Source organism: Vibrio sp. 1288, from assembly GCF_033344475.1.
This window is the reverse complement of the sequence record NZ_JAWPOX010000004.1, coordinates 199,092-222,909: the sequence shown is the minus strand read 5'-3', so window position 1 is coordinate 222,909 and position 23,818 is coordinate 199,092. Positions and strand designations below refer to the sequence as shown.

At 47.3% G+C, this 23,818-nt stretch carries 20 protein-coding genes and 1 pseudogene; 9 read left to right on the top strand and 12 right to left on the bottom strand.

Going from position 1 to position 23,818, the window contains the following annotated elements:
* Positions 1-46: 46 nt before the first annotated feature.
* Together ansB and R8O11_RS05115 are read right to left on the bottom strand one after the other, a co-directional pair.
* Positions 47-1,111, bottom strand: a complete 1,065-nt coding sequence (gene ansB / locus R8O11_RS05120; protein ID WP_285399885.1) for an L-asparaginase 2 — start codon at positions 1,109-1,111, stop codon at positions 47-49.
* Positions 1,112-1,481: 370 nt separating this feature from the next.
* Positions 1,482-2,738, bottom strand: coding sequence for an adenylosuccinate synthase (locus tag R8O11_RS05115; RefSeq protein ID WP_158155762.1), 1,257 nt, complete (start codon positions 2,736-2,738; stop codon positions 1,482-1,484).
* Between the two features lie 105 nt (positions 2,739-2,843).
* Here R8O11_RS05115 and R8O11_RS05110 point away from each other — a divergent pair, with 105 nt between their 5' ends.
* The 3 genes from R8O11_RS05110 (at position 2,844) to R8O11_RS05100 (ending at position 4,817) form a co-directional block, all read left to right on the top strand.
* Positions 2,844-3,713: a LysR family transcriptional regulator gene (locus R8O11_RS05110; RefSeq protein WP_062731066.1), complete on the top strand. Its 870-nt coding sequence runs from the start codon at positions 2,844-2,846 to the stop codon at positions 3,711-3,713.
* Between the two features lie 19 nt (positions 3,714-3,732).
* On the top strand, positions 3,733-4,125 hold the full coding sequence (locus R8O11_RS05105; RefSeq protein WP_017819813.1) for a ribosome recycling factor family protein: 393 nt from the start codon (positions 3,733-3,735) through the stop codon (positions 4,123-4,125).
* A 77-nt stretch (positions 4,126-4,202) separates the two neighbouring features.
* Positions 4,203-4,817 (top strand): LysE family translocator, encoded by a 615-nt coding sequence (locus R8O11_RS05100; protein ID WP_017633575.1) that lies wholly within the window; start codon positions 4,203-4,205, stop codon positions 4,815-4,817.
* Positions 4,818-4,909: 92 nt separating this feature from the next.
* Here R8O11_RS05100 and R8O11_RS05095 read toward each other — a convergent pair whose 3' ends face one another.
* The 6 genes from R8O11_RS05095 to doeA form a co-directional block, all read right to left on the bottom strand.
* A complete protein-coding gene (locus tag R8O11_RS05095) occupies positions 4,910-5,431 on the bottom strand; it encodes a DUF2058 domain-containing protein (RefSeq protein ID WP_053307193.1) in 522 nt (173 codons plus the stop codon).
* 172 nt (positions 5,432-5,603) lie between these two features.
* Positions 5,604-7,007: an aspartate aminotransferase family protein gene (locus R8O11_RS05090; protein ID WP_017819816.1), complete on the bottom strand. Its 1,404-nt coding sequence runs from the start codon at positions 7,005-7,007 to the stop codon at positions 5,604-5,606.
* 41 nt (positions 7,008-7,048) lie between these two features.
* On the bottom strand, positions 7,049-8,569 hold the full coding sequence (locus R8O11_RS05085) for an NAD-dependent succinate-semialdehyde dehydrogenase (protein WP_318193963.1): 1,521 nt from the start codon (positions 8,567-8,569) through the stop codon (positions 7,049-7,051).
* A gap of 155 nt (positions 8,570-8,724) precedes the next feature.
* Positions 8,725-9,204 carry an Lrp/AsnC family transcriptional regulator gene (locus tag R8O11_RS05080; protein WP_005373784.1) on the bottom strand — a complete coding sequence of 160 codons (480 nt, stop codon included), beginning with the start codon at positions 9,202-9,204 and terminating at the stop codon, positions 8,725-8,727.
* Positions 9,205-9,328: 124 nt separating this feature from the next.
* On the bottom strand, positions 9,329-10,336 hold the full coding sequence (gene doeB, locus R8O11_RS05075) for a N(2)-acetyl-L-2,4-diaminobutanoate deacetylase DoeB (protein WP_005373782.1): 1,008 nt from the start codon (positions 10,334-10,336) through the stop codon (positions 9,329-9,331).
* Positions 10,337-10,390: 54 nt separating this feature from the next.
* Positions 10,391-11,578, bottom strand: coding sequence for an ectoine hydrolase DoeA (gene doeA / locus R8O11_RS05070; RefSeq protein WP_005373780.1), 1,188 nt, complete (start codon positions 11,576-11,578; stop codon positions 10,391-10,393).
* A gap of 271 nt (positions 11,579-11,849) precedes the next feature.
* On the opposite strand from doeA, the gene R8O11_RS05065 reads away from it, so the two are divergent.
* On the top strand, positions 11,850-13,283 hold the full coding sequence (locus R8O11_RS05065) for a PLP-dependent aminotransferase family protein (RefSeq protein WP_080996739.1): 1,434 nt from the start codon (positions 11,850-11,852) through the stop codon (positions 13,281-13,283).
* Between the two features lie 20 nt (positions 13,284-13,303).
* On the opposite strand, the gene R8O11_RS05060 is transcribed toward R8O11_RS05065, so the two are convergent.
* A complete protein-coding gene (locus R8O11_RS05060; protein WP_318193962.1) occupies positions 13,304-14,326 on the bottom strand; it encodes a helix-turn-helix domain-containing protein in 1,023 nt (340 codons plus the stop codon).
* 131 nt (positions 14,327-14,457) lie between these two features.
* On the opposite strand from R8O11_RS05060, the gene R8O11_RS05055 reads away from it, so the two are divergent.
* The 3 genes from R8O11_RS05055 to R8O11_RS05045 are packed head-to-tail and all read left to right on the top strand — an operon-like array spanning position 14,458 to position 16,835.
* Positions 14,458-15,219, top strand: a complete 762-nt coding sequence (locus R8O11_RS05055) for an SDR family NAD(P)-dependent oxidoreductase (RefSeq protein WP_213895789.1) — start codon at positions 14,458-14,460, stop codon at positions 15,217-15,219.
* Positions 15,220-15,259: 40 nt separating this feature from the next.
* Entirely contained in the window at positions 15,260-15,772 is a 513-nt protein-coding gene (locus R8O11_RS05050) for a 2,4'-dihydroxyacetophenone dioxygenase family protein (protein WP_083148005.1), read from the top strand.
* A 4-nt stretch (positions 15,773-15,776) separates the two neighbouring features.
* A complete protein-coding gene (locus R8O11_RS05045) occupies positions 15,777-16,835 on the top strand; it encodes a zinc-binding dehydrogenase (RefSeq protein WP_318193961.1) in 1,059 nt (352 codons plus the stop codon).
* An 82-nt stretch (positions 16,836-16,917) separates the two neighbouring features.
* On the opposite strand, the gene R8O11_RS05040 is transcribed toward R8O11_RS05045, so the two are convergent.
* Entirely contained in the window at positions 16,918-18,042 is a 1,125-nt protein-coding gene (locus tag R8O11_RS05040; protein WP_005387029.1) for an alkene reductase, read from the bottom strand.
* Between the two features lie 10 nt (positions 18,043-18,052).
* Positions 18,053-18,681, bottom strand: a pseudogene (gene grxB / locus R8O11_RS05035) (glutaredoxin 2).
* A 200-nt stretch (positions 18,682-18,881) separates the two neighbouring features.
* Here grxB and R8O11_RS05030 point away from each other — a divergent pair.
* Complete coding sequence (locus tag R8O11_RS05030) at positions 18,882-19,817, top strand: LysR family transcriptional regulator (protein ID WP_318056220.1); 936 nt, start codon at positions 18,882-18,884, stop codon at positions 19,815-19,817.
* Here R8O11_RS05030 and R8O11_RS05025 read toward each other — a convergent pair.
* Entirely contained in the window at positions 19,770-20,681 is a 912-nt protein-coding gene (locus tag R8O11_RS05025) for a LysR family transcriptional regulator (RefSeq protein WP_318056221.1), read from the bottom strand. The genes R8O11_RS05030 and R8O11_RS05025 overlap by 48 nt on opposite strands.
* A gap of 220 nt (positions 20,682-20,901) precedes the next feature.
* Between R8O11_RS05025 and R8O11_RS05020 the strand changes: the two genes are divergently transcribed.
* Complete coding sequence (locus R8O11_RS05020; protein ID WP_318193960.1) at positions 20,902-23,781, top strand: MGH1-like glycoside hydrolase domain-containing protein; 2,880 nt, start codon at positions 20,902-20,904, stop codon at positions 23,779-23,781.
* The last annotated feature ends 37 nt before the right edge of the window (positions 23,782-23,818 follow it).

Genomic DNA, 23,818 nt, shown 5'->3' with positions numbered 1-23,818 from the left:
GGAGGTAAGATGTATACCTCTTCTATCGAATGAACCTTAGACAGAATTAATAGTATTGGAACATCTTTTGGATGTCTTGATAGTTTTTGGTCTGAGTTAGTGACAGCATCAGTAAGATACGTGCTTTTTGTGGGTTCAATGTACCAGCGGCAACAAAGCCGTATTTGTTGTCATCAATTTCAGCATCCAAAGTGGTTGAGCCGCTAGGCGTTCGGGAGCTTCTTACAACAACAACGCCATCTTTACTCGCTTTCTCTAGCTCATCAAACACAGTGTGGTACAAGTTACCATTACCGACACCAGCACTTACGATGCCGTCAAACTTCGCATCCACAAAGGCTTTCACTGGCAAATTGGAGGCATTTGCATAGTTATAAACAATACCGACCTTAGGCAACTTAGTAAGCTTTGATACATCGAATGGGGTTTCTGTCGTATGTTTACGCTCTGGGCTTCGTTGATATTTGGCATCGCTATTATGAATGTAGCCGATAGCACCAAAGTTGGGTGACTGGAAAGTGCTGACGGAGGTTGTATTGGTTTTTGTCACATCTCGCGCATCGAAAATCGTGTCATTCATTGCGACTAGCACGCCACGTCCTTCTGAATCTTCATCGGTGGCTGTTACGACTGCATTGTATAAGTTGACTGGTCCATCAGCACTCATTGCGGTGGAAGGACGCATTGCACCGACGATCACGACAGGCTTTTTGCTCTTGACGGTCAGATCAAGGAAGTAAGCGGTTTCCTCTAACGTATCCGTACCATGAGTAATGACGATGCCGTCAACATCATCTTGAGCGAGTAGCTCATTAACTCTTTTCGATAATTTTAGCCACACTTCATCATTCATATCTTGTGAACCGATACTGACCACTTGCTCTCCAGAAATATCGGCAATGTTGGTCATACTCGGCACCGCAGAAATCAATGATTCAACGCCGACTTTACCTGCTGTGTAGTTTGACTCTGTTGCAGATTGACCTGCGCCTGCTATGGTGCCGCCAGTGGCAAGAATTTTAATGTTCGGAAGATCGGATTGCGCGAAAGACAAAGAACTAAGGCACAAACCAAGGGTTATCGTACTGAGGCGGAAAAGATTTTTCGTCATGGGAATCACCTGCTGTTAGGTTGGATGTTGGGGAACTCATCTATCCTAAAAACAGCGGGTTAGATTTTTTGAGTACTAGTTCAACAAATTGCAGATGAAGATCGTGATCAACTAATCACTTAAAGAATATCAAATCAACCAGTTAACCTAATTGACGTGCTTCTTTAACAAGTGAGATGTGCTAGTAACGTGCACAACGTGTTAAGCCCTATAATTTATTGATTTATAAATAAAGGCGGTAGGAGTCTCGTGATGAGGTTACTAAATATGAATTTAGCCGTGTAATTTTCCAAAGTTTACAGTGTAAAAAAAAGCGGCTTTACCCCGGAACAGATAAAAGCCGCTTGCCAATGATGTGTTAATTCACATCTTATCGCATAATCATTTGTTCACGACCAGGACCCACAGACACCATTTTTACTGGTACGCCCATGAGTTCCTCAATGCGTAGAACGTATTTCTGTGCTGCTACTGGAAGCTCTTCAAACTTACGACAACCTGTGATGTCCTCGCTCCAGCTTTCCATCTTCTCGTAGATTGGCGCAAGAGAGGCAGTTTGAGGCCAGATTGGGTTTTCGCTATGGTCGCCTTCGTAGCCAACACAGATTTTTAGATCTTTAAGACCTGTCAGACAGTCTACTTTGGTCAGTGCGATTTCAGTTGCGGCTTGCAGTTCAACGCCATTCTTCGTAGCGACTGCGTCGAAGTAGCCCATGTCGCGTGGACGACCCGTAGTTGCACCGAACTCGCCAGCAAGTTCGCGGAAAGCGTCTTGCTCTTCCATTGCAGTGATCAACGTACCAGTACCCACTGATGAGCTGAAGGCTTTTGCAACCGCAATAACGCGTTCAGGACGAAGTGCCGGAAGGCCACTACCGATACCCGCGTACATTGATACAACGTTAGAAGATGTTGTCCAAGGGTACTCACCGTAAACAAGGTCACGACCCGCGCCAAGCTGCGCTTCGAACAATAGAGTTTTGTCTTTCGCTTGTAGTTCTTTTAGAGGAAGCGTTACGTTGCAAATTGAATCGCGCCAAGGTGCAGAGACTTCTAGCAGCCAGTTCGCCAGTTCTTCAGCGGTTTGTTCAAACTCGAACGTCGGGTAAAGTGCACGTAGTTGCGGCAGTTTCCAATCCATCATGAATTGAAGGCGTTCAACCAATACTTCTGGTTGCTTCAACCAACCAACTAGGATGCCTTTCTTCATTACGCGGTCACCGTAAGCAGGTGCAATACCTTGACGAGTTGAACCGTATGCTTTGTCGCCTAAACGTTGTTCTTCTAGCGTATCTTCTAGTGCGTGTAGAGGTAGACACAGTGTTGCGCGATCAGAGATGCACATATTCACTTTTACGCCCGCTTCTTCAACTTCCGCAATCTCCTGAGACAGCAACGCAGGGCTGATAACCATACCCGGACCTAACACTGCCAAACAGTCTGGGTTGAATACGCCACTTGGTAGCTGGTGCAGCTTAAACGTACCTAGATCGTTAACCACGGTGTGACCCGCGTTGTTACCACCTTGGAAACGAATGCTCGCAGAAGCTTGCTCTGCCAAAAAGTCAACGATGCGGCCTTTGCCTTCATCACCCCAGTTTGCACCCACAACAACGATAGACGACATAATTTAATCTCCAAAAACAGATGCAAAAATCTTAAGGTGTTCGCCATAATAAGAGAAATTGATTATACTCATTAACTTGATAAGAATCTCATATCGGAATTGGCAATGTTAGATTTGAACTGGCTGCGAACCTTCGTCACTCTTGCAGAGGTAAAACACTTTGGTAAAACAGCGACGGAACTGCACATGACGCAGCCGAACGTAAGTTTGCATATCAAGCAGTTGGAGCAAGCCACGCGCACGAAATTGATTGAGCGAAATCCCGTGCAGTTGACGCAAGCGGGGAAGCGTTTGTTAGCTACGGCGCAGCGGATGCTCAATGAGCTGCAAATTTGTCAGTCAGATCTCAATGCCATCAACGATCTTACGCAGGGGACGCTTTCTATTGCGGCGAGCGATATTGTTTCACGTTTACTGCTTATCAAACCATTTCAGCAATTCAAAAGTGAATATCCGGGGATCGACTTGGCATTGTTCAACACCACATCTTCTCAAGCGGTGGATTTGGTGAAAAGTGCGCGTGCCGATATCGGCTTTGTTATCGCACAAAAAGAGAGTCAACCGCTGCATTTTACGCCTCTCACGCAGATTCACTGGTGTGCGTTTGGCGATAACTTTTTTGAGTGGCAAGACAATGGAAAAGAGAGCCAGACGCTGATCCTGCTAGGGCATGATACTCGAACCCGAGAGCTGATTGATGCGTCTTTACCTGAGCTAAATCTGCCTAAGCATCGCGTGATGGAAGTGGGCAGTGTGGAAGCACAAATCGACTGGGCGGAAGCAGGGTTTGGGACTGCTATTGTGCCGGATTTCTCGCTCGATCCGAGATTAAAGCTTTCCCGAGAAGTTACGCCTTTGCCAAGTTTTCCAAACACTGATTTCGGCTACATCGTGCGTCAAAATCAGGTGTTATCCAAAGCGGCAAAACAGTTGTTGGCTTGGGTTGGCGAGAATGTGTCGGTGGTTGAGGGCTAAGACGATGAAAGAAAAGGCCATGAAAGAGACGAAGATTACGATTTCGCTCCCATCCTTGATTCACCGTATTGGGGGCGACCATGCCAAGCGAGCGAAAACACTCGCAGCAGAAAAACAGTGCGATCTTAAGCGAATTAGACGATCTCGTCACTGGCAAATCTCGGGCGAGGCTTTGGATGTAAAAGCGTTTTTAGAGCATCTCAAAAACGAAGAAGCAGAGACGATGCGATTTGCGATCAACAAAATCGAACAAGCTCTACTTGCTCACCAAGACAAATTGGAACCTTTGGACGTGAAGTTGATACGTTTGGTGAGACAAAACCCAAACATCACCTTAGCGGAGCTGATGGCTGAAACGAACTGCACGTTAGTTCAAGCTCGCACGGCACGATTTGATGCTGAGTTGCTTTAAGATCGGTTTGTGGTTTACTCACTTTATTAACAGATGTTAGGGTACCGATCAAAATCACTCACTAAGACCATTTTATTATGGATATTTGGCAGCTTCTCCTTTTTATTCCAGCTTGCTTCGCTCTAAATATGGCTCCAGGCCCAAACAATTTATTGGCAATGAATAATGCGCGTTGTTACGGCTTTAGGGCCGCGTTTACGGCCAGTTTAGGCAGAATTGCTGCTTTTTCAGCGATGATTGCGTTGTCTGCATCAGGTCTGGCTGTGATTTTGTATACGTCAGAAATGCTATTTTTGGCAATAAAGTTGGTAGGGGCGCTGTATCTACTGTGGATTGCGTTCAACCTTTGGCGCTCAGAGTCCAGCCCGATCTCTGACTTGGACAATTCGCGCAACTACGCAGGACTGGCGAAACAAGAATTTACGCTCGCTGCTGGCAACCCGAAAGCGATTCTTATTTTTACTGCATTCTTGCCGCAATTTGTTGATGCCAATGCCAACGTTCAAGAGCAGTTTTTTGCCCTTGGCTCCACGTTTTTGATATTAGAAATGGTCGCCATTTCAATCTATGCCATCTTTGGTTTGTACTTGAGGCACTGGTTTTCAAATCCAAAAATGGCGAAACGTTTCAATCGCGGATGTTCGTTGTTTTTAGCAGCATCAGGTGCGAATTTGCTACTAAGTAAGCAATAACAACACATCATCTCTGTAGATTATTTTTCTATAAAAAGAGCCGCTGATGTTACATCAGCGGCTCTTTTCGTTGATGCATCGATTATTTATTGTTACCACATCAAATCGTCAGGCACGACGAAATCTGCGTATGGATCGTCTTCTGCTGGAATGTCAGATTCTGCTTCTTTCTGTTCGATGATGACGGACTCATCACGTTGAGCAATTTTATTCGCTACTCCACGTGGAATGACAACATAGCTTTCACCAACAATTGCGATTGCCAAAATACCTTTGATCAACTGCTCGCGGATAAGTGAATCTACATAAAGTGATTTCACTAGCGTACCGTGAGTGAAGTTGTATTTGATGTCGCCATCTTTTAAGTCGATCTTGTTCATCTCAATCAATTGATTGATCTGCGCTTTGATCTCTTTATTTAATCGTTCAGCATTTTGTTGCTCGCTCAATTGTTTATCACGCTCTAACTGTTGGCGTTTATTCTCTTCAACCGCCGCTTTTACTTCGCGTGCTTGAACGCGTGATTTTTTTGAGCCTTTCTTCGCTTTCTTTAGTTTCTTTTCATTAACTAAGCCAGCTTTCAGCATTTGTTCTTGAAGGGTAAGTTTTGCCATGTTTCATCCAGTTAGTGCGCAATTTTGGGCATTTTACCCACTATTGCCACTTGTAGTAAATAATAGTGCTTTCTATGGGTCTAAAATGTTTGGTTGGCTTGTTGTCTCTTTAATGGAAAGTGCAAAGCGGGCCTTCTCCAAAGCCCGCGAGCATTACTGAAATCTAGGTGGGTTATGGCTGCCACTGTTTAGATGTGACGAGGTTATCCATCACTTTGTTTACCGCTTGATGCGCTTTGTCGACAATGGTGTCTATATCGTTACGATTCGCGATAAGCGGTGGAGCAAAACCGAGGATGTCACCATGTGGCATAGCGCGAGCGATTAAGCCTTGCTCTAAACAGGCCGCCGCGATTTGCGGGCCTACTTTCAAGTTTGGATCAAAGTGTGCTCGGCGAAGCTTGTCTGAAGAAAACTCCAACGCATGCAACAAGCCAACGCCACGAGTATCACCGACTAATGGATGATCGTTAAACGTCTCTGCCATACGTTGCTGCAAGTAAGCGCCGACTTCGGCCGCGTTTTGCACTAAGCCTTCACGTTCAATGATATCGAGGTTGCAGTTCGCGGCTGCCGCCCCCATTGGGTGACCAGAGTAGGTATAACCGTGTCCGATAGCGCCCCATTGGTCGGTGCCGTTTTCTAGCACACTCCAAACTCGTTCACCGACGATCACGCCAGACAGCGGTTGATACGCTGAGGTTAACCCTTTCGCTACCGTGATGAGATCTGGTTTCATGTCGTAGTGGAGTGAGCCAAAATCGGAGCCGAGGCGACCAAAGCCACACACCACTTCATCCGCAATCAAGAGCACATCGTATTTGTCGAGTACTTTGCGAATCGCCTGCCAGTACCCTGCTGGTGGTGGCACAATACCGCCAGTACCGAGCACTGGTTCCGCAATCATTGCTGCTACCGTTTCTGGGCCTTCTTCCAAGATCATCGCTTCGAGTTGATCTGCGCAATATTGAGAGAATTCAAGCTCAGACATACTCTCGTCTTCACGGCGATAATAATATGGCGCGATGGTGTGTTTGATACGCTCAAGTGGTAAATCAAAATGGGCGTGGAACAACGGTAAACCTGTCAGTGAACCGGACGCGATACTTGAACCATGGTAGCCGCGGTCACGCGAAATGATTTTTTTCTTCTCTGGTAGACCACGAGCATTGTTGTAATACCACACCAACTTAAGTTGAGTTTCGTTCGCGTCGCTGCCTGACATGCCGTAGTAAACTTTGCTCATGCCTTCAGGCGCCATTTTGATGATGCGATCTGACAGTGTCACGAGCGCTTCGTTCGTATGGCCGACGTAAGTGTGGTAGTACGCCAGTTCTTTGGCTTGTTCATAAATCGCATCGGCCATTTCAGTCCTGCCATAGCCAATGTTCACACAATACAACCCGGCAAAGCCGTCTATCAGCTCGATGCCTTCTGAATCGGTGATGCGTATTCCGCTTCCGCTCGAGATAATTCTTCCCGGAAGCTCCCCGGCCGCATACTGCTTCAGGTGGGTTGAGGCATGAAATACTCTCTGACGATCGATCTCTAAAAGTTGTTGGGTTTTGTTACTCATGATCCTTCTCCTCGAATAATTGGATATCCATATTTCGTGTCTCAACTGCCACTGACGGTTGGTAAAGCGCCTAAGCAGCAGTATTTGATTTCGCTGTATTCTTCAAATCCGTGACGGCTTCCTTCTCGTCCAAGACCAGACTGTTTCACGCCGCCGAATGGGATAGGGTGCCCTGTCATTTTGACGGAGTTCACGCTCACCATGCCAAACTCCAAACCGCGCATGCAGTGCCAAATTTGGTGAATATCGTGACCATAAACATAGGCAGCTAAGCCGTACTCAGTGTCGTTGCTCATTTCAATCACGGTATCTAAGTCTTGGTAAGGCAATACGCCTGCCACAGGACAAAAATTCTCTTCGCGATACACCGCCATTTCAGGGGTTACATCGGCTAGCAATGTCGGCGCGAAGAAGTTTTCGCCTGGTACGGGCTGGTGGTATCCCGCTACCAATCGCGCGCCTTTGTCGAGCGCATCACGCACCAAATCATGCGCTTTATCCACCGCAGTGCGATTAATAAGCGGTCCCATGGTGGTTTTTTCGTCTAAGCCATTGCCTAAAACGATGTGGCTCATTTCCTTGGCAAACGCTTCCAAAAACGCTTCGTACTTATCGTCAGGGACGAAAATACGGTTTGCGGCCAAGCAGTCTTGTCCTGCGGTTTGAAACTTCGCATCCACGGCGGCTTTGGCTGCTTGCTCGACATCCATATCTGGCAGCACGATGAAAGGGGCGTTACCACCGAGCTCCATACTACACTTCTTCACGGTTTGTGCCGCGTCGCGTAGCAATAGTTTGCCTACTCGAGTTGAGCCTGTGAACGAGAGCGCTTTGACTTTATCGGAGTGACACAAGGTTTGTGACACCATCACCGCATCGCCAGTGATCACGTTAAATACACCAGGTGGAAAGCCAGCTCGGTCTGCTAACTCTGCCAACGCTAACGCAGAAAAAGGCGTTTCACTGGCGGGCTTAATGAGCACCGGACAGCCTATTGCTAGTGCGGCTGCGGCTTTGCGTGTGATCATGGCATTAGGAAAGTTCCATGGCGTAATCAGTGCTGCGACACCAATTGGCTCGCGCACCGTTGATAGCTGCGCATTCGGAATATGACTTGGGATGGTTTCGCCATAACAGCGGCGTGATTCTTCGGCAAACCAACGAACAAAGGATGCGCCGTAGTCAATCTCACCTACAGCATCACCTAATATTTTTCCTTGCTCCATCACCATCAAATGAGCAAGATCTTGCTTTGATTCTAGAATCAGGTCGTGCCAACGCATGAGAATTTCAGCGCGCTCTTCTGCTTGCATTTTTCGCCATTGACGAAAGGCTTGGTCGGCTTCATCAATCGCTTGATAGAGTTGTTGCTGAGAAAGCTTAGTGATGTAACCGATGACCGTGCCATCTGCTGGATTATCCACCGGATGAAATTGATCACCACTTACCCATTTGCCATTTATGTACGCTAAACCTCTCACCAAACGTACGTCTTTCATTATCGCCATCATGTCGTGCGAGGCTTTTAATTCCTCTGCATGTAAGCTGTGCAGTGCTGTCATGAGTCCTTCTCCCAGCATCGTTGTCCATAATGAAACTGTAATGGAGAAGTGACCGAAATAATTTCTGATACCGAGGTTTAAAACGTCAGAACTTTCTTTTTAGTGCCGTTAAATATGGTGTTTTTTCTGTTCACGTCTGATGCGCATTTTCCCTTTTATAACAAAGCGTTTTGGTTTACTTCGAATGTGCCCGCATCACGTTTGATTGTTTTTGTCACAATGTAAGTAAAGTAGCGCTCAATGCCCACATCTGAGTCTAACCAGTTGTCGATAAGCCGCTGATATTGGTCGATATCTTCTGACTGAATTTTAAGGATGTAATCGACACCACCGCCCGTGGCATAGCAATCAGTGACTTCTGGTGAATGTTGAACCAGTTGCTCGAAGCGTTTGAACGCTTGGGCGTTGTGTTCTTTGAGCGTAACTTCAACCATAACTGACGTTCGTTTGAACAAAATATCGGTATTTACTTTTGCTCCGTAGCCTTCAATGATGCCTGCTTCTTCCAGTTTTTTGACACGCTCCCAACAAGGGCTCACGGATAGGTTGATGGCCTCGGCAAGGTGAGATTTGGTGATACGACCATTATCATGAAGTATTTGTAGAATTTTTACGTCGTAGCGATCGAGGCGCATAATGAGTCTCCCTGTAGAATACTAATCATTTCATGAAAGGCTGATGACTGGTCGCTGTTATAAGTTGCTTTCCAGTTTGCTTCTGGTATGCCATTTGTTTTGATTTCTTTAGTTGGCTTTTCAATCAGCCTATCTCGCCGCAGTCTTCGGCTATAACTGCGATAGTGTCACCGATATTCACCATAGCAGGAAAACGGCGCGCCGCGAAAATACCATTGCGCTGTGACTTGTACTCAACGGGGGCGGTACCTGTGCGCTCGGTCGAGAAGATTCTCACTAATACATCGCCCTTTTTGACGGTATCGCCAAGATCAAATAAGTATTCTGTGATGCCGTGGTGTTGGCTTTGCACATAACAACTTGCATCAGGCATATCTAATAACTTAGTTGGTTGGGTTGGTTGTTCGTAGTCACCGGGCAAGTTGCCTGAGAAGCGTAAGAAGTTGCGAATGCCACGGTCGGAATAAGCGATGGTTTCTGGAGTGCTGGTTCCGCCTCCTCTTAGTTCGGTGGTAACAAAGATTTTTCCCTGAGACTCCACGGCAGTGTCATATAGGCTGGTGGCGTCCATTTCGAGCAAGATCATGGTGTAAGGTGCGCCAAACAGTTTTGCACCTAATATGCAGGCTTCTTCTTGATCGAGATTGTCGAGACGATGGGCAGCGGCGAATGGCACGATATCTAACGTTTTACCACCTGAGTGAATGTCTAACGCAAAATCGCACTTAGGAACTAGGTAACGAGTAAAATAATCCGCAATTTTCTCGGTCACTGTACCTATGGGGTTGCCGGGAAAGCTGCGATTTAAATTCCCCTTATCGATAAACGACGTACGTGAGGCATTTTGTACCGCAGGTAAGTTCATCATGGGCACAATAATGACACGACCTTGGATTTGATCTGCCTGAAGCGAGTTCGTCAATTTTAGCAGGCTGGTGATGCCTTCGTATTCGTCTCCGTGATTACCGCCAGTAAGCAGTGCGGTTGGTCCGTGACCATTTTTGATCACGGTGATAGGTATCATAATACTTCCCCAAGCGGAGTCGTCATGTGAATAGGGCAGCGTTAAAAAGCCGTGCTGTACACCTTCTCGGTCAAAGTCTATGGTGGCTGTGATCGAGCTTTTTTGCATATCAAGTCCTTTTAGTTCTCAGACCTAGCTCAACAGAGCTTGAGGTTTGAAAAATTAGTGTTTAACAAATAAGTGGCGTGGAAAGTCACACAGCGTTTTTGCTCCATCATGGGTAATGACGATACTTTCCGTTGTTTCTAACCCCCAATCTTTGAACCACAGCCCCGGCATAAAATGGAATGTCATGCCTTCTCTCAAGATGGTTTTATCGGTGTCTCGCAAACTCATGGTTCGTTCCCCCCAATCTGGCGGGTAGCTCAAACCTATTGGATAGCCACAACGGGCGCCTTCGCGTGAGAATCCCGCTTTATCTAGAACCTGGTTTAGTGCATTGGCGATGTCGGCGCAGGTATTTCCGGGCTTTGCCACTTTCAAGCCAGCTTCAAGTCCTAGAGTTAGGGCTTCGTCGGCTCGTTTGAACTTGTCGTCAGGCTCGCCAAGAAAAATAGTGCGTGAGAGTGGGCAGTGGTAACGGCGGTGCGCCCCTGCGATTTCAAAAAACGTCCCTTCGCCTTTCTTGAAGGGTCTGTCATCCCAAGTCAGGTGAGGTGCGGAAGCATCAGAACCTGATGGCAAAAGCGGCACAATCGCGGTGTAATCGCCAAAGTGGTCTTCATGCCCGAGCACGGCTTGGCGGTTAATCTCGGCAACAAGGTGGTGTTTCGGTAATCCTGGTTCAATCATGTCGAACGCGACGCGGTGCATATTTTCAACAATGCGAGCGGCACGGTACATGTATGCCAGTTCTTGATCGGATTTAACGGCGCGGCACCAGTTGACTAGTCCAGTTGCATCGAGAAGTTGAGCATTCGGTAGGTGAGTAGTGAGTGATTCGTAAGCGGTGGCGCTAAAGTAATAGTTATCTTTTTCTACACCGATGCGACCACGATCCCAAAGGCGCGGAGCCAGTACGGCTTCGACCAGGAAATCCATCGGGTGTAGCGGCGGATTCATTACATAATGGTCTGGATAGTAGGTGATGTTTTCTGCCGACATATACGCAGTCCTGTATGCTCCGTTGGCATCTTGGCAGCGTCCAAACCAAACTGGCTCATCAGATGGACCAACAACGACACATTGTGGCACGTAAAAAGACCACCCATCATAGCCTGTCAGCCACGCCATGTTAGAAGGGTCATGAATGATAAGGACATCCAATTCTCTTTCTTCCATCGATTGCCGAACTTTCGTTAACCGATCCTGGAACTCATCCAGTGTAAAATGCAAAGCAACGCCTCTCATATTTTCTCCTTGTTAGAAATCCGACGCCTTATGGGCCTTCGGAGACGCTGAGGTATTTCTACCTTCTACCAGCTAGCCAGATCTGCGTTAAAAATGATTGCAATTTACCTCTGGGGTTGTATTTGGATTGAACGATGCTGTTTAACATGTTTGTTTAACCCATACATTTCATGTCAATCATTACAATTGTGGTTTATTTTTGTGCATTTCACCTCGTTTTGTGAGTTAAAGTTCGCCATTTGTTAAATGGAAGTTACGATGAGCGTTAAAAATGAATCAATTAAAATATTGTGTCATGACAATTTCTTTGAACCCGATCATTCGGCCAGGCACCGCTAAATACATCTCCATTGGTAACTATCTTGTCGAATGTGTCCGCAGTGGTTATCTAAAACCGGGGACTCGATTACCCACACATCGTGAGTTTGCAGAGCAAATTGGCGTCAGCGTACAAACGGTGAGCCATGCATATGGTTATGCCGAGAAAAAAGGGGCGATCGAGTCTTGGGTTGGGAATGGTACTTTTGTCAAATCAGGTTTTGTGGATGAAAGTACGGACACGGAGTTCATGCTGACACAAGAGATGAAAGAAACGCCGGATGAAATTGATATGTCGATTGCACATCCAGTGGTGACCGATCGCCACATTACGCTTTTTAATCAGGCGTTAATGGAGATTGCTGGGCAAACAAACAATCGTGGTTTGATCAGTAAAGCAAAGCCGGTAACAGGTCAGCCTCATCATATTGAGTCAGGAGCACGATTTCTAAGTAGCCAAGGGCTGGATGTGGGTGCCGATCAAATATTACTCACAAATGGTGCATGCCATGGTTTAACGTTGGCTTTAAGCACAGTTGTTGAACACGGCGATTTAGTTGCTTGTGGTCACTTGGTTGATCATGGCTTGATCTCTCGCTCGAGAATGCTTGGATTTAAGTTGCAACCACTTGAAATGGATGAGTTTGGTATAACGCCGGATGCATTTGAATGGGCATGTAAACACAAACCAATCAAGGTATTGTGTTGCACACCGAGCATGGCTAACCCGACTAGTGCGCATATGGATGTTGAACGCCGAGAGGCGATAGCGAATATTGCGCAGCAATACGACATCTATGTAATTGAAGATGACGTGTATGGAGCACTAGAACCTAACCGTGTCCCACCCCTTGCCACATTGTTACCCGAACAAGCTTTCTATGTCACCAGTTTAACCAAAGTTGTAGCGCCAGGCATGCGCACTGGCTATCTGACGGTCCCACGTCATTTTTTGCAGCACGCGATTGGTCGTTTAGCGGCAACGAGTTGGTCTGCGACTCCATTACCATTTGAAGTTGCTCATTTGTGGATCGAAAACGGTACGTTAAATCGACTTATTCGCTTTCAAGTCAATGAGTTTGCCAAGCGACAGCGAATAGCAAAAGCCGCTTTAGAAGGGCATGTTTATAGCTCGCACCCGAATGGACAGCACATTTGGTTGAGACTACCCGAGCAGTGGAATAGCGATGATCTGGTTGCTTCGGCTAAGCGTTCAGGGGTGCAGATCACTGGATATAAACCGTTTGTTCTCGATACTAATCAGCCAATGCCTTACGTGCGAATCAGCTTGGGAGCAGAAACAAACCGAGGCTACATCAAACACGGGTTATCTGTGATTGCTGAAATTCTCGATACCAACCCTCCCACCTCACACTTTTTGGTTTGAACGATAGGTTATTTATGCTTTTAACTGATGGGCTTAAACGTTTGTAACTGAGTTTTTTCTTGTCGCCATTGCCTTGGCGATTTTCCCGTCCAGCGACGAAAGTGGCGGCTGAAGACCGCAGTTTCTGCATAGCCCAGTTGCAACGCGATATCGGTAATACTCTGAATATTCTCATGCAATCGCTGTTCGGCGAAATCCTGACGCACTTGTTGTAAAAGCTGCCGATAATTTGTGCCCTGTTGTTTCAGCTTGTTTTGCAGCATTCTCGGATGCAGGTCCAACGCTCTTGCAACGCGCTCAACGCTGCATTCTCCGGTTGAGAGCAGACGGCCAATCGTGTTTGCTGCTTGGTCACTGAGATTGTTGGGGTAACGGGTTTGCAGCTCTTTGAGGTGCTGTTGAAAATGGCGCTCTAGTGCGTCTTCATCTTGGTGGTTCTTAGCGTTAAGCAGAGTCGCTTTAAGTAGGATACCGTCAAACTTATCACCGAAACGCAGTTTGTTCTGCTGGGCAAACTTGCTTTTTTCTACTTCCAATGTTGCGTGTTGAGTCAAATGTAGCGCGAAGTGACTTGCTTCAATATCAAGTAAGCTCGCAACAAACATCGCCAGATGCGACACACTGAGCTGCATCAACTGCGCGATACCTCGTTCGCTGTGCACATCAATATTGAGCGACAACCGTACCCAATCATCTTGTGGGGTCATGTTGAGAGTGACTCCTGACGAATGCAGATAGAGAAAATCATTCACCCGCGCCAAGGCTTCACCGACCGTTTGCGCCCGGGAAACCAGCATTGGCAAGTCTCCCAAGCTCTGTAGGTTTTGACGCTCGGCGAGCAACACGCCAAACAGCGGTTGCTGACAACGAGCAGCCGCTTCCTCCAGCAATTCAGCCAGCCTAGGGTAGGCGAGATACGTATCGGGATTGCGAAACTGCGCCGCAGACAGCCCGACGGCAGCCATAATCTCAACCGGATTCTGCCCCAGTTCGGAAACCAAGCTATCAAATTTATCGGCAGCGCCACTTCGTACGATATACATGTCTCGATTTTTAAATGTTAACAGGTTGTAAATCGCAATGTATCAAATTTACTTCGCAAAAGGTCAAGTGAGTGTCAGTGAGTTGATCTAGGTTACATTTTGATAACAACAACACATGAACGAGAAGCCGTATGGAACTTATCAATAAAACCGCGATTGTCACCGGCGCTGCAGGTGGAATTGGCCAAGCCATTATTCACAAGCTGCTGGAACAAGGCGCGAAAGTACTTGCTGTCGACATTTCCCCTCAATCACTCAATGTGTATCAAGACTTCGATGCAGAGCAGCTACGAACATTTGTTGCAGACGTCACCGAATACCAAGAAGTGGAAGCCATGGTCAAGCATGCGGCCGAACAGTTTGGCTCGCTCGATATCATGATCAACAACGCGGGCATCGGCGCCCCGAAACCTCTGCTTGACCACGACCCAGTTGCAGATTTTGAGCCGATCTCAAAGGTCAATCAAAACGGTGTCTACTACGGCATTCTCGCCGCTGGGCGACAATTCCAAGCACAAGGTACACCGGGCGTAATTCTCAATACATCGTCTGTTTACGCGCAAATGGCGTCTGAAATGACCTTTACCTACAACGTTAGCAAAGCAGCGGTCGACATGATGACTAAATGTGCGGCGTTAGAGCTGGCATCGCTTGGCATCCGTGTCTGCGCTATCGCACCAGGACGAGTTGATACAGCAATGTTAAGGCAATACGACGAAATCGGCCTGTGGAATCACATCCGCAAAGAACAAATGCGCCAAACCTTCACTCAACCAGAAGAGATCGCCAACGTGGTGACGTTTTTGGTCAGCGAGAAAGCCAAGTGTATCAACGGCTGCACCGTCAGTGCGTCTGATGGTTTCGAGAATTTTAAGTACCCACTCATGGGATAGGCGAGCACGCCACATTACAGCAATAGCGAGGATGTAAGTTATGTCATTACCAGAAGTCATTCAGCATCAAGATTTCCTGTTAACTCTTAATACTAATGAAGAGTCGATCATAAAAGACGCGTTACCGGGTGTTGATGTTTACCCGTTGTTTCTTGACCCAGAAAACGGTACTTGGGTGATTCGTGCCAAATTCAAACCGGGTATCACTCTGCCTAAGCACTTCCACACTGGCGTGGTGCATTTCTATACGCTGAGTGGCGCTTGGCACTACATTGAGTACCCAGATCAAGTCCAAACCGCTGGCAGCTACTTATATGAGCCGGGCGGTTCAATTCATACCTTCCACTGCCCTGAAAGCTCAGGCGGTGCCGACGGATTTATGGTGATCCAAGGCGCGAACATTAACTTTGACGACGAGGGTAACTTCATCAACATCATGGATGCAGGTTGGATTGAGCAAGTTGTTGTTGCAACAGCGAAAGCGCAAGGCTTCACCGCGCGCTACATCAAACCGGGTGCGATTGCTGGTCTCAGCGATGAGCTAGCGGAGTAACCCCATGCAACAGATGAACAGTATCGTAATGCAGGATGGTAGTGTCCGCCTGAAGCAAGTCGAAATCCCTAAACCCGCTGCGGGACAAGTGTTGGTTCGAAGTCTCGCTTGTGGCATTTGTGGCTCCGACCTTCACATTACTCGACACGCGGATGAGGTATTTGATGTATTCCACCAGCTCGGGTTGGTGCCTGATGAAGCCGGTGAGCACGCTCAAGTGATGTTAGGGCATGAGTTCTGCGCGGAAATTGTCGAATACGGATCTGACACTCAGCAGACGTTGGCTGTTGGTAGCCGAGTCACCTCAGTGCCGATGTTGCTCAGTCAAAATGGCGCGGGCGTTGGTGTTACTCCGGGTACATATGGCGCTTACTCTGAGTACTTCCTGCTTGATGAAGCGTTATTGCTACCTGTCCCAGACGGAATGCCGTCTGAGGCGGCGGCATTGACCGAACCACTGGCAGTCGGTTTGCACGCGGTCAACCGCAGTGAAATCGAGACGGAAGAAACAGCGCTGGTTGTCGGTTGCGGCCCTATAGGGCTGGCGGTGATTGCTGCATTGAAACGACGCGGTGTGAGCAATATTCTTGCAGTCGATCTTCAGGAAGAGAAGCTGCAACTTGCTAGCGAGTTTGGCGCAAATCGATTGATAAACCCGACCAAGGAAGACGAGATCGCCGTTGGTGAGCAGTACGCGATGAATTCACGTCTGGTCATTTATGAGTGTGTGGGCAAGCATACCTTGATTGACGATTTTCTGCGCCGCGCTCCTGCCCGAGCGCGAATCGTTGTATCAGGCATTCATACGACTCCAGCAACCATTAACTACGCGTACGCGACGGTAAAAGAGCTCGACTTGAGATTCTCTTACTACTACCAACCGCACGAGTTTGAGCAATGCCTACAAGCGATTGCCGAACATAAGTTGCCTTGGCAGAAAATGCTCACTGCCAAAGTAGGGATCGATGGTGTGGAAGATGCGTTTAGACAGTTAATGACTCCCAACGACCACATCAAAGTGGTTATCGAACCTTGGCGCAGCGGCGCGTTAGAAGTGATTTAACTCTTAGCCAGATTTAGCTAGCTAAAACCAATTTTAGTTTGGTGAAAGCCCCAACCGTAGCAGCTAGGTTGGGGCTTTTTTGTTAGGCCTGTTCTGCGCATTCCTGTTGCAGAGCAGGGTAATCGGTGTAGCCTCGTTCGTTTCCGCCAAACAACGTTGAGCCATCGAGTTCTGCCAACGGATGGTGATGTTGCAATCGAGAGACCAAGTCTGGGTTTGCTACGAATGGTCGTCCGAATGCGACAAGATCCGCGTAGCCTTTCTCTAACACTTCGTTTGCTCGTTGAGGATTGTAGCGACCTGCGACAATGATAGCGTTGCGAAAGCGCTTTCTAAGTTCGATTCGGAACGTCTCTGGAATCGTTGGTGCATCGGCCCAATCGGCCTCGGACAAGTGCAAGTAGGCAATGTCGCGCTCCTGTAGCTGTTTTGATGCCTCTAAGATCGTTGGCACGATATCTGGGCAGTCCATATCTTTAAACGTAATGAATGGTGCCAATCTCACTCCAACTCGATGCGCACCAACAGCGGCGATAACTGCATCCACTACTTCGATAAGAAAACGGATACGATTTTCTCGTGAACCGCCGTAGTTGTCTGTTCGATGGTTTGAATTGGTTCTTAAGAACTGGTCTATCAGATACCCATTCCCGCCGTGGATTTCTACACCATCAAAACCCGATTCAATAGCGCGTTTGGCTGCGTTCGCGAAATCACCGACAACTCGGTTGATATCCGCTTGTGTCATGGCGCGTGGCTCAACACAATCGACCATATTGCCGTTGCCTTGTTCATCTGCAATCCAAACTTGCGTCTCTACCGGAGCGAGCGCAGATGGCGCGATAGGCTGTTCACCATTTTGGAATGTTGGGTGAGACACTCTGCCCACATGCCATAGCTGACAAAACATCGCTGCGCCTTGTAATTTGACCGCTTGGGTCACACCTTGCCAGCCCGCCACTTGCGCATCGGTGTAAACGCCAGGTGTGAACGAATAGCCTTGAGAATCGTCCGAAATTTGTGTGGCTTCGGAAATGATCAGCCCGGCAGAAGCGCGCTGTTGATAATACGTTGCCATCATCTCATTCGGGATGTTGCCCGGCTGAGTGGTGCGTGCGCGAGTCATTGGTGCCATGACAATGCGGTTTTGTAGTGACAACGCTTTCAGTTGAGCTGGTTCAAACAGCTTATTTGTTCTTTGTTTCATGATGCGCTCCTTAGATAAGTACTGGCACGTTGGTCGCTTTACGAACGGTTGCCATCCAGTGAAGTACGGCTGGATCCCATTGCACTTCGGGCGCACTGAAAAAGCCGCGTAGAATGGAAAACATAATGGCTTGATCAACCAGTGACGTTTGCTTTTCTGAACTTAGGTTGAGCAAGGGTCTAGTTTGTTCTATCAAGGCGGCGACTTCTTTCGCAATCGCAGGTGTATCGTTAATCAAAGCTTCAAAATTTAACGCTTCGGTTTCTTTTTTTGCACGCCATGCTTGTTTAGCGGTTTCTGTTGCAAATTCCGGTAACGTCATGTTTGACCAACGCGGATACCCGACTTTTTGTAGCGATAAAACGCTTGTTTTTGCCAGTCTAAAACCGGTGTTGAGGGTTGGCTTTTTTCGCTGGAAGATGCCAATTCAAGGAAGTAGTTGATGATGTCTAAGCTTTCCGCCATGGCTTCACCATCGTCTTTGATCAAAAGAGGAACTTGTTTTGCGCCGATGAGGTTTGTGGTGGTGCTCTCGTCGTCATACGCAATGTTGATGACGTCAAGCTGAATATTCAGCATGCCTGCAACAAAACGGACGCGGGCGCTGAAAGGGCAATGTTCATAAATGTACAGTTTCATTTTTTTGTTTCCTATCTCTTGGCTGGGCAGGGCGTGTTGTTGTGCGTTGAACAGCGTTACGGCGTTTAACTTTTCCCTGTCACATAACGTTCTGGGTCTAAACAATGTCGATAGGGTCAGTATATGGATTCGACTTAATTTGATAATTGGGTAAGATCTGAATTGATTATTCAGTTTTTCCAAATAATAAGGGCGCGAAGATGGATAAGTTTTCGGATATGACGTTGTTTGTCAGCATCGTTAAACATCAAGGTCTGGCAGCGGCGGGAAGGGAGTTAGGTTTGTCTCCGGCGACGGTAACGGCAAGGCTGCAAGCGATAGAAGAACGCTATGGCGTAAAGCTGCTCAACCGAAGCACACGCCACGTATCACTCACGGACGCAGGGGCAATGTACCATCAAGCTTGTCTGAACATCATTGATAGCGTGAAAGAGACGGAAAACTTGCTGCAAACGGGTATTTCGCAAGTGCGCGGAACGTTGAAAATTTCAGCTCCACGAGATATTGGCAAACAAATTATTTCGCCGATGGTGTCGGCTTTTTCTGAGCAATATCCGGATGTGACGCCTTATCTTTATCTTAATGACAATTTATCGAACTTGGCTGAATCGGGGCTCGATTTGGTGATTCGTTATGGCGAGTTAGCGGACAGCAATCTCATTTCGCGCAGGCTGGCGTCGAGTCAACGCGTGCTGTGCGCATCACCTGACTATTTGTCGAAGCAAGGTGTCCCAAACTGTCCACAAGATCTCGCGGATCATCGCTGCTTAGCCATGGTCCGCAGCAATGAAGAATTAAAAACGTGGCACTTTAAAGATGAAGAATCTCACCAATCGATCACGGTCACGCCGAAGCGATTTTCTGATGATGGTGAAGTGATCCGACAATGGGCGTTGGACGGTGCGGGGATTGCGTTGAAATCGATTTTAGATATTCAGCAAGACCTCAAAAAACAACGTTTAGTAACGGTTTTGGATGGGTATATGAAAAACTTCAGCGCCTTTTCGCAAGGCGCTGAAGCGGATCTACATGTCATTTATCAAAGCCGCCAATATCAACCGAAAAGAGTTCGCCTGTTTTTGGACTTTCTAGTTGAGCAAATTAGCGCGCTGAGTGATGCCAGCAATCAGATCTAGATGCGATTCAGAGGTTTCGCGGCGGTGGCGATAAATCCCGACGGTGCCAGGGTTTGGTTCGTTTTCCATGGTTAAGCATCGTAAGCCAAAGGATTCCAAATACGGTTTGAGGTGGCGGGTATAAGACATCACCGCGACGCTTTCTTTCAGTACATCAATACTGGCGAGCAGAGAATCCACTTCGTAAGTCGGTCTGTCATCCAGTTGCTGCCTTTCGCGTTCATTTTGTTTCGGGATTGGGTTCTCGATGACGTGAGCGAATTTCTTAGCGTCATAAGTGACCGAAAGAGCGGGGTATTCGTGCAGCATATCTTCGGTGACGGTTTTCCCTAGAAGTGGGTGGTTTGGGGAAACAAAATAGGCATCAACCGTTTGAAATAGCGGAATAAACGTAACATCACATTTAGACGACAAGCCGACAATCTCGTGGCCGATGAAGAATTCAATCTGTTCGCTGATTAATGAATCCATCAAGCCTAAGTGGTTGCCAAATTCGACGTGCGTAGATGCCGATGGCTGCTTGGTCAGATGTTCATTGAGTGCTTGTTTGACGAATAGCGGCCACCACGCATCGCCAGTGCCCATTTTAATTTTTCCGACTTGGTACTGTTTCCGTTCATCAATGCTTTGCATCATTTGGTTGTATTCATGCTGCATCGCGTTGCTATGGCGATAGAGGATGCGTCCGTATTCGGTCAACACCATGCCATTAGGATGACGTTCAAACAGCGTCACGCCGAGATTCTCTTCCAGCTTCTTTAAATTGCTTGTTACCGTTGGCTGGCTTAACCCTGCCATTCTTGCCGCAGCGCTGATGCTTTGGCAGCGTGCAACCAGTAAAAATTGCTGCAGAGATTTGTCCATTTTCTTTCCCCTCTAAGAACGAGGGGTATTTTGCACAATTTCATTTATAAATCACAAATCTGTAATCTCATTTGATTGAAATTATGCGCATTTCATAGATCTACATCACTGTTGGGGTCTGACGTATAGATGTTATCTATAGCTCGCTCCTGACTTCCTATTTTCCCCTCAAAAAGGTGTTCTTTAGACTGTCGCCAAAACAACAATCTAAGGGATGAACATGAAACCGAGTTTTATTGCGCTTGCTGTCGCGTCTTGTATTGGTCTTGCTGGATGTGGGTCAGATTCCTCTGATGCGCCTGTGCCGGTCGACAAACCAATTATTTCAGCCGACTTATATTTACGTGGTTTAAATGGGGATTGGGGCACGGCAGAGCATGCCAAGCTAAACTATTTGGGTAATAACGAGTACGAAACCGTACTGCGCGTCGCTCGAGGTAGCAATCAGTTCAAGATTGCTGATCCGGGTTGGCAGATCCAATACACCTACTTTGAGGAGCCCGCGGCGTTCGATAAAGCTCAGGAGTACCTGCCAAAACCAGACACGAATGAAGCGTGTATGAACGATGACTGCAACTCTGAGATCACGTTTGAAGACAAAGGGTATTACAAGTTTTCTGTGAGCTTTGCCGATGAAAGTCGCGCGACAATGACTGTGACGAAAGCAACGCAAGAAGAAGCGGAAAAATACTACTCTGATGCGATTCTCGACCCTGCAATGGTGCATGAAGGGCATCAGAGCAAAGAAGTGAAACTGTTCGCCAATTACGATGACTCGAGTGATACCGTGATTTTCTCGGTGAAAGATCCTAAAGCTGAACTGCGTGAATTTGGTATTTCAACGACGACAGAATTGCGTGATGCGCTCGACCAAGGCTTAGTGATTAATGAGCAAACAGGGCCGCGAGTGGTGTCGGGTGATGTCGCGTTTGACGCGTTGTTTGCATTGACGATGAAAGAGCTAGGCCAGCTTGCTGTTTCTGAAATCAAAGACGGCAATTACAACTACAACAACCCAATCAAAGCGGAAGTTTTTGAAACGGGCGCGAAGTGGCATTACGTATGGACGCGTGATTTGGCGTACGCAGCAGACCTTTCGCTTGCATTGATGAATCCAACTCGCGTGCAAAATGGTTTGAATTTCAAATTGTCCGCTTTTCGCGACACGACCGATCAGCAATATGATGGCGAGCAGATTGTGCAAGATACGGGCACTGGCGGCAGCTGGCCAATCAGTACCGACCGCACGACTTGGGCGCTTGGTGCAGAACGCTTACTTTCGGCATTGAATGGGGAAGAGTACAACCAGTTTGCCGAGCGCGCATATAACGCTATCAGTAATACACTTGAAGCCGATCGCCTGGCGGCTTTTGATGCGAAATCCGGTTTATACACTGGTGAGCAATCATTCCTCGATTGGCGTGAGCAAACTTACTCAACGTGGACGCCAAACGATGTCAATGCGATTGGTAGCAGCAAAGCGTTATCGACAAACGTGGTTCACTACCGCGCGATTCAGCTCGCGGCTAAGTTGGCAGAGAAGTACGATTCAACCAACGCGGTCAAATACACCGAGTGGGCTGAGCAGTTAAAAACCGCTATCAACGAGCAGTTTTGGAATGCCGAACGCGGTATGTACGTAAGCTATTTGTTTGACAATGGCAAAGACATCGCGGTCGACAAATACGATATGTTGGGCGAAGCGTTGGCGATCATCAGTGGCGTGGCAAGTGATGCGCAGGCGAAACAAATCATGGCCAATTACCCACACAGTGAGTTTGGCGTGCCGGTTTACTTCCCTCAACAACCGGACGTGCCTGTGTACCATAATCGCGCAATTTGGCCATTTGTTACCGCGTACAGCTTGCGCGCCGCGCATCAAACACAAAATGTGGCAGCAGCGAACAATGCCATTCAATCGTTGGTTCGTGGTACGGCAACTAATTTATCCAACATGGAAAACTTAGAGTGGCTTTCTGGTAAGTCATTCATCATCCATAGTGATCATGGTGAAGATCCAAGCATGGATGGCCCAGTTATTAACTCTCAGCGTCAGCTTTGGTCTGTGGGTGGCTACTTGAACATGGTGGTAGAGACCCTATTCGGCATCCATACCGAAACGGGCAAGTTGGAAGTGAAGCCGTTTATCACAAGTTGGGTGCGCAATAACTTGTTGGCTCAGTCTGAACAAATCACGTTGGAAAACTTTGCTTTCAAAGGAAAGAACTACTCGGTAGCGATTGACTTGCCTGAAGTAAGCAAAGATGAAACAGGTTACTACCCAGTTGAGAATGTCACGATGGACGAAGAGGGGCATTTCCACGTGACATTAGGCGCGCTTGTGAATGTAGATAGCAGCATTACTTTAGTTTCTGATGTGAAACCGTATGTGAGTAAAGACAGTCGCGTTTATTCTCCGCAAGAGCCAACATTGGTGGTAAAAAGCGTTGATAATTCGGTTTCGATTGACGTGACGAGTAAGTACAACGTGAACTTGTATCGCAATGGCGAGCTGATTCAAAAGAACGTGATTGCTCAATCTTATTCCGATACGCCAACAGGTTTTGCTTGTTATTTGGCTGAAAGCATTAACGATAAAGGCTTCCGTTCTAACCCAAGCCAACCAGTTTGTGTCGGTGAAGAGATCCGCATCAAACTTGATGGCGAATATCAGCCACTCAAAGACAATATCTCAGTGGTTACGGTGAGTAAAGAGAGTGGCGTTGTAAAAGGTTCAGAGTCGTTTACAGCCCCTGTAACGGGCACTTACCAGTTCGATGCTTGGTACAACAATAACCTAGGGCAACTTAATACTGGCATCACGAATACCGTGAAACTGTTAGAGGTATTGGATGATGCAGGTAAAGTGGTTGGTCAAGGTTACTTGCAGATGGGCCATATTGGTGAAAACCAAGGTATGCGTTACTCAACGCCAATTGAGGTGACGTTGGAGCAGGGAAAAACCTATCAGGTCGCGCTGAAGGACCACTTCAATATGAGTTACCTCAAATCGAATGAAACCTACATCTACGCAGGTGGTATTGAGGGTGAAAAGAACGAAGCGCAAATCGCAGATATTCGAATCACACCTTTAATGTAGGCTGTTTTAACAAAGCTGTGTTCTAAAAACTGTGTTC